Origin of the sequence: Micromonospora sp. M51, from assembly GCF_018070305.1 — a bacterium.
GTDB classification, from domain to species: Bacteria; Actinomycetota; Actinomycetes; order Mycobacteriales; family Micromonosporaceae; genus Micromonospora; species Micromonospora parva.
In genome coordinates, this window is the sequence record NZ_JAGPXZ010000127.1 from 1 (window position 1) to 11,112 (window position 11,112).

Here is an 11,112-nt window from a genome sequence, read left to right on the forward strand (position 1 = left end):
CCACCGAGGCGACCATCGCGAGCATCAAGCAGGCCGAGGCGAAGCGGGACGCCCAGCAGATCGTGGAGTTGACCGAGACCGCGCGGCGCGTCCGCGACCAGGTCGCCCCGGTCCTGGCCGCCATCAAGACGGAGACGACCAGCGGACGCGCACCGGACGCCGCGCAGACCCGCCAGTGGCAGGAGGTCATGCGCCGGGCGGCCGAACCGTTCGCCGACCCGCCGTCGGGGACCACCGCCACCAACGTGGCGCGCGGCGGGCTGCGCGCAGCGGTCCAGCAGGCGTCGCTGGCTGTCGACGCGTACGCGCTGGCCGCCGGCGTTCCGGCCGCGCAGCGGGCGGCCGTGCTGGATGTCGCGGCCCGGCAGGCGGCCGAGGCCGCGACGATCTGGTCGGTGGCGGCGACCCAGCTCGACCAGGTCAGCGTCGACGCCGGCCACGGCCACCAGCACGTGTTCCTGGACACAGACCCGCACGGTGGGGCCCTCACCCCGGACGGGGCGGCCGAGGGAACCGGTGGTTGAGGCAGGTTGCTGCGTGAGTGTCCGGTTCGCCGGCGGTGACCCAGGTGTCGCGTCGCCCGGGTGACCACGGCGTGATCTGGGGGCGACGCGCCCGATCGGGTACGGTCGCTTATCGCAAAGTCTATGAACCAGATTGGCTTTCTGTGCAAGGGAAGCCGAATCGGAGGGACACAGCCGTGAGGTTCCCAAGCGCCGTCCGTCAGGCCGGCCTCGTCGTGGCCGTCGCCGCCCTCGCACTGACCGCGGGTTGCGCGAAGAAGGACGACAGTGAGGTCCAGGCCAGCGGCGTCAAGCTGGTCGCGGCGGGCAAGCTGACCGTCTGCACCCACCTGCCGTACCCGCCGTTCCAGTCCAAGGACGCGAGCGGCAAGGTGACCGGCTTCGACGTCGAGATCATGGACCTGGTCGCCAAGGAGCTCGGCGTCGAGCAGACGATCATCGACACCCCGTTCGAGGGGATCAAGTCCGGCCAGGACCTCAACACCGGCAAGTGCGACGCGGCCGCCGCCGGCATGACGATCACCGAGGAGCGGAAGAAGGTCATCGACTTCTCCGATCCCTACTTCGACGCCACCCAGGCGATGCTGGTGAAGACCGGCAAGACGTACAAGTCGCTGGACGACCTCCGGGACAAGAAGCTTGGCGTCCAGGCGGCCACCACCGGTCGTGACTACGCCAAGAAGCTCGAGGCGGAGAAGGGCCTGAAGCTGGTCGAGTTCGAGGACCTCGCCGCCCTGCAGCAGGCCGTCGCCAACGGCCAGGTCGAGGCCGCCATCAACGACCTGCCGGTCTGGACCGAGTACCTGAAGAAGAACCCGGGCGGGTTCGAGGTCGCCGCCGAGTTCGACACCGGCGAGCAGTACGGCTTCCCGGTCAAGAAGGACGCCAACCCGGAGCTGCTCAAGAAGATCAACGAGGTGCTGGCCAAGGCCAAGCAGGACGGCACGTACGACACGATCTACGAGAAGTGGATCGGCAAGCGGCCGAACGCCTGAGCCGCAGAGCCGGCCGAGCGCCTGAGCACCACGTAGTACCGGAGGGCGCGCGTCCCGCGCGCCCTCCGTGTCGGTAGACCTCCGGGAAGGCAACGAGCCAACGTGAAGCTGCGACGCCGCCAGCGGGAGCGGCTGTCCCTCGGGATCCAGTACCTGATCTTCATCGCCGTCATCGCCGTGGTGGCCTTCGCCGCGGACTGGGGCAGGCTGGCCGACGCGTTCTTCCGCGTCGACATCATCACGTCGATGTTCCCGACGATCATCACCGTGGCGCTGCGCAACACGGTCCTCTACACACTCGGCGCGTTCGCCTTCGGCCTCGTGTTCGGCACCATCCTGGCGCTGATGCGGCTGTCCCGGGTGGCGCCGTACCGCTGGGTGGCGACGGCGTACATCGAGCTGTTCCGGGGTCTACCCGCGCTGCTGGTGCTCTTCCTCGTCGGGTACGGCATCCCGATCGCCTTCCCGGAGCGCGAGATTCCGGGCGGGGTGTTCGGTTCGATAGCTATCGGCCTCGGGTTGACCGCCGCGGCGTACATGGCCGAGACCATCCGGGCCGGCATCCAGGCCGTTCCCAAGGGGCAGATGGAGGCGGCGCGGACCCTCGGCATGTCGCACTTCACCGCCATGCGCACGATCGTCATCCCGCAGGCGTTCCGGATCGTGATCCCGCCACTGACGAACGAGCTCATCCTGCTCACCAAGGACTCGTCACTGGCCTACGTGCTCGGCGTGACGGCGCAGACCATCGAGATCACCAAGTTCGGTCGGGACATGCTCAACGACCGGGTGAACGCGACGCCACTGCTGGTGGCCGGCCTGGCCTACCTGGTGATCACCCTGCCGCTGTCGCAGGTGGTACGACGCCTCGAACTCCGCTACGCGAAGGCTCGGTGACCCCATGACGACCACGCCTTCCCGCCCCGCCGTGGAGATCCGCGACCTGCACAAGTCCTTCGGTCCGCTCGAGGTGCTCAAGGGCATCGACTTCGAGGTCGGCCAGGGCGAGGTGGTCTGCGTCATCGGGCCGTCCGGCTCCGGCAAGTCGACACTGTTGCGCTGCGTCGACCTGCTGGAGCAGCCGACGGCCGGCACGATCTGGGTGAACGGGGTCGAGATGACCGACCCGGACGTCGAGATCGACCAGGTTCGCCGTGGTATCGGCATGGTCTTCCAGTCGTTCAACCTGTTTCCGCACCTGACCGTCCTGAACAACCTCACCATCGCCCAGCGTCGGGTGCTCCGGCGGGGTCGGGCCGAGGCCGAGCGGATCGCCCGGGCCAACCTGGAGCGCGTCGGGCTGACCGACAAGGCCGACGCCTTCCCGGCCCAGCTCTCCGGTGGGCAGCAGCAGCGCGCGGCGATCGCCCGGTCGCTGTCGATGGAGCCGAAGCTGATGCTGTTCGACGAGCCGACCTCGGCGCTCGACCCGGAACTCGTCGGCGACGTGCTCACCGTGATGCGCAAGCTGGCCGAGGACGGCATGACGATGATGGTGGTCACCCACGAGATGGCGTTCGCCCGTGACGTCGCCGACCGGGTCGTCTTCATGGACGGTGGCGTGGTGGTCGAGCAGGGGCCGCCGCAGGAGGTGCTGGGCGCGCCGAAGCACGAACGGACCCGCGCGTTCCTCTCCCGGGTCCTCGACCCGACCCACGTCGCGCAGCTCGGCCAGCCGGACCAGGCGCCCGAGCCACCGCAGGCCCCGAGCCTGCCTGCGGACGACCGCCACCAGCTCTGACAGACATCTCCCGTACGGCTGACGCCGGATTGCCGCAGTGACGGCAGCCCGGCGTCCGCTTGTGTGTCAGCTTCATGTCAATCGACAGACGTCGTGATGTCAAGGTAATCTTTTTGCAATCAGAGCTGTACTTTCGTCGATGGATTACATAAGTTGCTGTCATCCATCGAAAGCTTTGAGTCTTCCGAGCAAAGCACGCGACGAGCCTCACCCTCAGTCGTGCCACCGCCCCCGCGCTCGGGTCGATGCACCCTGTCCTCGTCGCGTCTTCGCCCGGTCGGGAACGGAGACCAATGGACGATCACGCTGGTGGCCCTCACCGCCACCTGTCCCGTAGATCGCTGATCGCCACCGGTGCGCTCGCCGCCGGGGCACTGGGCGCGTCCGCCCCGGCGATCGGCAGCGCGTTCGGCGGCAGCCCCGCCCGGGCCGCCGCCGGTGTCACCAAGAAGATCACCATCTACGCCGAGCAGTTGCCCGGCAACCTGTTCGGGTACGGCCTGGCACCCGGTCAGGCCACCGTTCCGGGCCCGATCCTGGAGATGTACGAGGGTGACACCCTGGAAATCACCCTGGTCAACACCACCGACCAGCGGCTCTCCATCCACCCGCACGGGGTGGACTACAGCACCGAATCCGACGGCAGCCCGTTCAACGCCTCGTTCAACAATCCCGGTGAGACCCGGACGTACGTCTGGCGCTCGCACGAGATGGTGGCCGCGGCGGGCCGGCGGTACATGCCCGGCAGCGCCGGCTACTGGCACTACCACGATCACGCGATGGGCACCGACCACGGCACCGGCGGTGTCGCGAAGGGACTGTACGGCGCGCTGATCGTCCGGCGGCGCGGCGACATCCTGCCGTCGAAGCAGTTCACCGCCGTGTTCCACGACATGATGATCAACAACAAGATGGCACCGGCGACCCCGATGTTCGAGGCGAACCTGGGCGAGCGCGTCGAGTGGATCGCCATCGGCCACGGCAACCTGTTCCACACCTTCCACCTGCACGCGCACCGGTGGGCGGACAACCGCACCGGGATGTTGGAGGGGCCGAGCGACCCCAGCCTGGTGGTCGACAACAAGGACCTCAACCCCGGCAGCTCGTTCGGCTTCCAGGTGCTGGCCGGGGAGGGTGTCGGACCCGGCGCCTGGATGTACCACTGCCACGTGCAGACGCACTCCGACGGCGGCATGGCCGGGATCTTCCTGGTGCGCAACGCCGACGGCAGCATGCCGCCGGGCGCCGAAGAGGCCATCCACCGGTTCCAGGGCCACACCCACACGCACGGAAGCTGACCGAACCGAAAGTGGGGACGGGCATGACCAGAAACCTACGACGAACCCTCGCCGCCTTAGCGGCCCTCGCGACACTGCTCCCGGCGACGACGACGGCCGCGGCCGCCGCCGCGCCACGAACGGCCGCCGCCCCGCAGGCGGCGCAACCACAGAGGACAGCTGTCCTGGTGTTCCACGGGCCGGTGGCCGAGCAGCAGGACCCGGTGTCCCGTGCGGTCGACACCATCAAACAGCTTGCTGCCGGTCATGACATCGATGTCACGGCCACCACCGACCCCGGTGTGTTCACCACGGCGGGGCTGTCCGCGTACCGCAGCGTGGTCTTTCTCTCCGCGACGGGCGCCGCGCTCAACCGCGACCAGGAGTCGGCGCTACAGAGCTACATGAAGGCCGGCGGCGGTTTCGTCGGCATCGCCGACGCCGCCCGCGCCCAGGTCGACTCGACCTGGTTCACCGGCCTGATCGGCACCCGACCGGCCGGCGCCATCCCGGTGGCCGAGCCGGTGGCCCGGGTGACCGCCAGCGGCGAGAACCCGCCCAACGAGACCAAGGAGAAGCTGACCGACGGCGACGCCAACACGAAGTGGCTGGTCCGCACCCCGACCGGCTGGGTGGCGTACGAGTTGGCCGCGCCGAAGCGGGTCACCGGGTACGCGCTCACCTCGGCCAACGACTCCGCCGGCCGGGACCCGAAGGACTGGACCCTGCAGGGCTCCACCGACGGGCAGAGCTGGACCGACCTGGACCGTCGCACCGGGCAGATCTTCCCGGACCGCTTCCAGACCCGCCGGTTCGACATCGCCACGCCGCAGGAGTTCACCCGCTACCGGCTCAACGTCACGGCGAACAGCGGAGAGCCGCTGGTCCAACTCGCCGACCTGCGCCTGTTCACCGGCAGCACCACCGCCCCGGAGCCGCCCGCGGTGAACCGCGCGGTGGTGAACATCCTGGACCGCAAGCACCCGGCCACCGCGTCGCTGCCGATGACCATCACCCGGTCCGACCGTTGGGAGAACTGGGACCCGAACCCGATCGGCACGGTGCACACGCTCGCCCAGGTGGAGGAGCGGCACTACAACCCGGGGGCGGCCGCCAACGGCCCGTTCCACCCGGTGTCCTGGTGCCGGGACTACGACGGCGGCCGGTCGTTCTACACCGGCATGGGCCACACCGAGGGCAGCTACGGCGAGGAGGCGTTCCGCGCGCACCTCACCGGCGCGCTGAACTGGACCACCGGTCGGGTACGCGGCGACTGCCAGGCCACCATCGCGTCGAACTACAAGGTGGAGCGACTCACCGCCGCCAACCAGACCGGCCAGCTGGACCAGATCGGCGAGCCGCACGGGCTCACCATCACGCCCGACGGCACCGTCTTCTACGTCGGCAAGGCGGCCTGCCCGAGCGGCCCGATCGCGGACTGGAACAACCCGAACGTCGGCAAGGGCTGCGGCACCATCCACTCCTGGGACCCGCGGACCAAGCAGGCCAAGCTGCTCACCACCCTGGAGGTGATGGGCAACCGGGGCAGCGGCTCCGAGCTGGTGAAGAACGAGGAGGGCCTGCTCGGCATCGTGCCCGACCCCGCGTTCGCCGAGAACGGCTGGCTCTACGTCTACTGGATGCCGCACGAGTCGGTCGACCGGGTGAAGCGGGTCGGTCAGCGCACCATCTCGCGGTTCACCTACGACCGTCAGGCGCAGACCATCGACCAGGCCACCCGGAAGGACCTGTTGCAGTTCCCGGTGCAGGTCCACAGCTGCTGCCACGCCGGTGGCGGCATGGCGTTCGACGCCAAGGGCAACCTCTACGTCGGCTCCGGCGACAACAACTCCTCCGAGGGGTCGCAGGGCTACGCCGGCAACAACTGGACCCAGGAGTACGAGGGGATCTCGTTCCAGGACGCCCGCCGCACGTCGGGTAACACCAACGACCTCGCCGGCAAGATCATCCGGATCCACCCGGAGCCGGACGGCACGTACACCATCCCGGAGGGCAACCTGTTCCCGCCGGGCACCGAGAAGACCCGACCGGAGATCTACGTGATGGGCGTGCGCAACATCGCCCGTCTCCAGATCGACCCGAAGCACCAGTGGCTGACCGCCGGCTGGGTCGGCCCGGACGCCTCGTCGCCCAGTCCCACCCTCGGCCCGGCGAAGTACGAGACGGCCACCATCATCACCTCGGCCGGCAACCAGGGCTGGCCGTACTGCATGGGCAACCGGCAGCCGTACCGCGACCGCAGCAACACCGACGCCACAGTGCTCACCGGCTGGTACGACTGCGACAACCTGAAGAACACCTCGCCGCGCAACACCGGGCTGGAGGACATCCCGGCGGCCCGGGACAACATGATCTGGTACTCGCCGGACGGCGGCGGCCCGGTCTTTCCGAAGCGCACCGACGGCAGCGGCCTGCCGACCTACGTCGCGGCCGACGCCACCTACACCCAGCCGTACCTGCGCGGCGGCGGCCAGGCCATCATGTCCGGTCCGACGTACCACCGCGACCTCGTCGACACCGACAGCGGCGTGGCGTGGCCGGAGCACTGGGACGGCAAGTGGTTCATCGGCGACCAGTCGAACGCCGCCAACCGGGTGGCGGTCACCGTCGACCCGGCCGGCGTGCCACAGGCCGCCCCACCGGTGTACGCCGAGTCGCTGCGGGCCATCATCCCGGGCGGTAACGGCGACACCAGGTTGCAGAGCTGGATGGACGCCAAGTTCGGCCCGGACGGCGCGCTCTACCTGCTCGACTACGGCGGCGGGTTCTTCAGCCTGCACGCCAACCAGAAACTGATCCGGATCACCTACACCGGCGGGGCGCCCACCCCGGCACCGGCGGCGACCTCGGTCGCCGTGCAGAACAAGCCGCTGACCGTGGCCTTCACCGGTTCCCGCTCCGGCGGCGTCAGCCACCGCTGGGAGTTCGGCGACGGCGCCACGTCGACCGAGGCGGACCCCCGGCACGTGTACGCCCGGGTCGGCACCTACACCGCGAAACTGACCGTCACCTACGCCGACGGTGAGACGGCGACGGTGCAGAGCACTGTCACGGTGGGCTGCGCGGTGCCCGACGACCGGCCCACGGTGTGGCTCGGCGACACGGACACCGGGGTGCCCAGTCGCACGGTCGGGCAGGGCTGCACGGCCAACGACCTGATCGACGACGAGAGCACCTGGGCCGACCACAACGGTTTCGTCCGGCACGTGACCGCCGTGGCCCGCTCGTTGCAGGACGACGACCTGCTCAGCACCCGCGAGGCGGGCACCCTCACCCGGCTGGCCGCCGCGTCGGAGATCGGCCGGGACGGCCACACCGGGTACGAGCCGCTCTTCGACGGCACCGCCGAGTCGCTGCGCGGTTGGCAGCAGGCGCCGGACGGGAAGTTCGGCATCGAACCGGACGGGTCGCTGCGTTCCAGCGGTGGCATGGGCATGCTCTGGCACACCAAGGAGCTGGGCGACTTCTCGCTGAAGGTGCAGTTCCGGGACATCGCCCCGGGCACCGGCCGGGCCAACACCGGCGTCTTCATCCGGTTCCCGGACCTGCGCACCCCGCTCGACCAGCGACCGCCGGGCAGCTGCGGCACCGTCGGGTCGGCCCGGACCTCGCAGGCCTGGATGGCGATCTACTGCGGACACGAGATCCAGATCTACGACGGTGACACCGGTGAGCCGCAGAAGACCGGCTCGGTCTACAACTTCGACCCGGTGCCGCTGGCCCAGGCCGGCGTCACCCCGAAGAACGAGTGGAACGACTACGAAATCCGCGCCGTCGGGCAGCACTACACGATGATCCGCAACGGTGTGGTGATCAACGAGTTCGACAACACCCCGGGCAAGCAGTCGTCGCGTGCCGGCGACCCACCGACGGACCTGCGGCAGTTCCTGCGCGGCTTCATCGGCCTGCAGAACCACGGTGACAACGACCTGGCCGAGTTCCGCAACATCCGCGTGCGGGAACTCTAGGAGAGACGATGACCCGACGACTGAAGGCCGCGCTGGCGGCGCTCCTGCTCACGGTGACCCCGTTGGCAGCGGTGCCCGCCTCCGCCGCCCCGCGCGTCGCCGCCGACCAGGTGCTGACCTGGACCGCCGACGACAGCATCACCCGCTACAAGTCCGCGCCCACCACGGCGGTGGCCGGGGCGACCACGATCATCTGGGAGAACAGCGCGGCCACCGGCAACACCACCGGGATGCCGCACACCCTGACCTTCGACACCAGCACCGAGGGCTACAACCACGACGTCACAGTCAACATCCTGGCCAGCCCGTTCGACGCCAACGACGGCCGCCACCAGGCGACAGTGACGCTGACCCCGGGCCGGTACCGCTACTTCTGCTCGATCCCCGGCCACAGCCAGATGGTCGGTGAGCTGGTGGTCACCGACGGCGGTGGGGGCGGTGACACCACCGCGCCCACAGTGACCGGCACCGTCTCCGGCGACCAGGACCAGGACGGCAACTACCTCGGCGCGGCCACCGTGACGGTGACGGCCACCGACGCCGACTCGGGGGTCGCGACCGTCGAGTACCAGGTCGACGACACCAGCTTCCACCCGTACACCGAACCGGTGCGGGTGACGGCGGTCGGCGACCACGCGGTGCAGTTCCGCGCCACCGACCAGGCCGGCAACACCAGCGAGGTCGGCTCGGTGCAGTTCCGGATCGTCGAGGCCGGGGAGCAGGACACCACCGCGCCGGAGGTGAAGGCCACGCTGGCCGGCGACCGCGACGGCGACGGCAACTACGTCGGTACGGCCACCGCCACGCTCACCGCCACCGACGCCGGATCCGGTGTCGCCACCATCGAGTACTCGTTGGACGGCGCTGCCTTCACCGCGTACACGAACCCGATCGTCGTGACCGCGGTCGGGATGCACATGCTGCACTACCGGGCCACCGACGTCGCCGGCAACACCTCGGCCGAGCAGATGGAACACTTCACAGTCGTCGAGCCGCAGGCCGCCGACACCACCCCACCCACCGTCACCGCCACGGTGACCGGTGACCGCAACGACGACGGCGCGTACGTCGGCGGCGCGACGGTGACCGTCACCGCCACCGACGCCGACTCGGGTGTGGCGAGCGTGGAGTACGCGCTCGACACCGGTGCCTGGACCGCGTACTCGACTCCGGTCACCGTTCGCGCCACCGGGGCGCACACGGTGCGCTTCCGGGCGACCGACACCGCCGGGAACGCCGCCGCCGAGCAGTCGACGACGTTCACCGTGGTGGCCGACGGCACCGACGCCTGCCCGGAGTCCGACACCCGGGCCACGGTGGTCATCGACGGTGACGACACCGGTGTCCGCAACGTCGACACCGGCAACGGCTGCACCATCAACGATCTGATCGACGAACACGCCGACTACCCCGGCCACGCCGAATTCGTCCGACACGTCGAAGCGGTCACCGCCGCGCTGGTGACCGGCGGCACGCTCGACCGGCGGCAGCAGGGCGCCATCGTCCGGGCCGCGGCCCGATCGGACGTCGGCGCATGAGTCCTCGAACCTCATCGACAGGGAGAAACACGATGCCCGGACGTACCGTCGCCAAGCTGGCCACCGTGAGCGCCGTCATCGCGGCCTCGGTGCTGGCCGTGGCGCCCACCGCACACGCCGACCTGGTCACCCACTGCATCGGTACCGGCGGTGCGGTCACCGTGCCCAACGACCTGCTCGTGCCCGCCGGCGAGTCCTGCGCGCTGACCGGCACCACGATCACCGGCAACGTCACCGTCGCGGCCGGCGGCAACCTGGTGGTGACCGGTGGCCGGATCAGCGGCGAGGTACGCGTCGCGGCCGACGGGTACCTGGACGCGACCGAGACGACAGTCGCCGGCCAGGTGGTGCTCGCCGCCGGGGGCTACGGGATCTTCCTGAAGGACGCGAGCACCGGCACTCTCACCGTCCGGCCGAAGGGCTCCACGACCATCGACAGTTTCCTCTTCGCCGAGGCGTCGACGGTCAGCGGGCACGTCAACGTCAGTGCCGGTGAGGTCCGGCTGGACCGGGGCACGCAGGTGCAGCGCAACGTCAGCAGCACCGGCACCTACTACACCGACCTGCACGACTCGTTCGTCGACGGCACGCTGTCGGTGCTCAACAGCGCCACCGGCAGCGTGGTGTGTGGCAGTGCCGTCCAGGGCCGGGCCACCTTCGCCGGCAACCTGGGTGGTGTGCAGCTCGGCCCGAACGGCACCCTCGACAGCTGCGCCTCCGGCGGTTACTGGGGCGGGGACGTGAGCGTCACCAGCACGACCGGTGGCGTCACGGTCGACGACAACATCATCAACGGTCAGCTGGCGGTGACGTCCAACGACCCGGCCGCCCAGGTGGCCGCGAACAACCGGATCCGTGGCGGCGTGACCGGTGACCAGGCCGCGGCCACCACCAACCGGGCGGCGCGGGTGGCCGCACCGGACCGCGAGGAGGCCGGCGACGAGCGCGCCGAGGTACGCCGTACCTCGGCCGTACAGGAGGCCACCGAGGCGGGCGCCGCCCGGCTCTAGCTCATCGACGCGGCGGTGGCCGGTCACCCGGAATCGGG

8 protein-coding genes are annotated in these 11,112 nt (G+C 69.8%); all 8 read left to right on the forward strand.

Annotated elements, in window-relative coordinates; genetic code table 11:
- The coding region (locus tag KBX53_RS09825; protein ID WP_210858736.1) for a hypothetical protein at positions 1-524 on the forward strand (524 nt) is incomplete at its 5' end.
- A gap of 176 nt (positions 525-700) precedes the next feature.
- A complete protein-coding gene (locus KBX53_RS09830) occupies positions 701-1,519 on the forward strand; it encodes a basic amino acid ABC transporter substrate-binding protein (protein ID WP_030337668.1) in 819 nt (272 codons plus the stop codon).
- Between the two features lie 102 nt (positions 1,520-1,621).
- Complete coding sequence (locus KBX53_RS09835; RefSeq protein WP_030337667.1) at positions 1,622-2,416, forward strand: amino acid ABC transporter permease; 795 nt, start codon at positions 1,622-1,624, stop codon at positions 2,414-2,416.
- 4 nt (positions 2,417-2,420) lie between these two features.
- On the forward strand, positions 2,421-3,260 hold the full coding sequence (locus KBX53_RS09840) for an amino acid ABC transporter ATP-binding protein (protein ID WP_030337666.1): 840 nt from the start codon (positions 2,421-2,423) through the stop codon (positions 3,258-3,260).
- 293 nt (positions 3,261-3,553) lie between these two features.
- Positions 3,554-4,558, forward strand: coding sequence for a multicopper oxidase domain-containing protein (locus KBX53_RS09845; RefSeq protein ID WP_030337665.1), 1,005 nt, complete (start codon positions 3,554-3,556; stop codon positions 4,556-4,558).
- Between the two features lie 23 nt (positions 4,559-4,581).
- Positions 4,582-8,526 carry a ThuA domain-containing protein gene (locus KBX53_RS09850; RefSeq protein WP_210858738.1) on the forward strand — a complete coding sequence of 1,315 codons (3,945 nt, stop codon included), beginning with the start codon at positions 4,582-4,584 and terminating at the stop codon, positions 8,524-8,526.
- An 8-nt stretch (positions 8,527-8,534) separates the two neighbouring features.
- Positions 8,535-10,064, forward strand: coding sequence for a plastocyanin/azurin family copper-binding protein (locus KBX53_RS09855; protein ID WP_210858740.1), 1,530 nt, complete (start codon positions 8,535-8,537; stop codon positions 10,062-10,064).
- Positions 10,065-10,096: 32 nt separating this feature from the next.
- Complete coding sequence (locus KBX53_RS09860; protein ID WP_030337662.1) at positions 10,097-11,074, forward strand: hypothetical protein; 978 nt, start codon at positions 10,097-10,099, stop codon at positions 11,072-11,074.
- The last annotated feature ends 38 nt before the right edge of the window (positions 11,075-11,112 follow it).

Coding starts and splice junctions, on each gene's coding strand:
- KBX53_RS09850 (WP_210858738.1), top strand. CDS start 4,582: ATGACCAGAAACCTACGACGAACCCTCGCCGCCTTAGCGGCCCTCGCG.
- KBX53_RS09855 (WP_210858740.1), top strand. CDS start 8,535: ATGACCCGACGACTGAAGGCCGCGCTGGCGGCGCTCCTGCTCACGGTG.
- KBX53_RS09840 (WP_030337666.1), top strand. CDS start 2,421: ATGACGACCACGCCTTCCCGCCCCGCCGTGGAGATCCGCGACCTGCAC.
- KBX53_RS09845 (WP_030337665.1), top strand. CDS start 3,554: ATGGACGATCACGCTGGTGGCCCTCACCGCCACCTGTCCCGTAGATCG.
- KBX53_RS09860 (WP_030337662.1), top strand. CDS start 10,097: ATGCCCGGACGTACCGTCGCCAAGCTGGCCACCGTGAGCGCCGTCATC.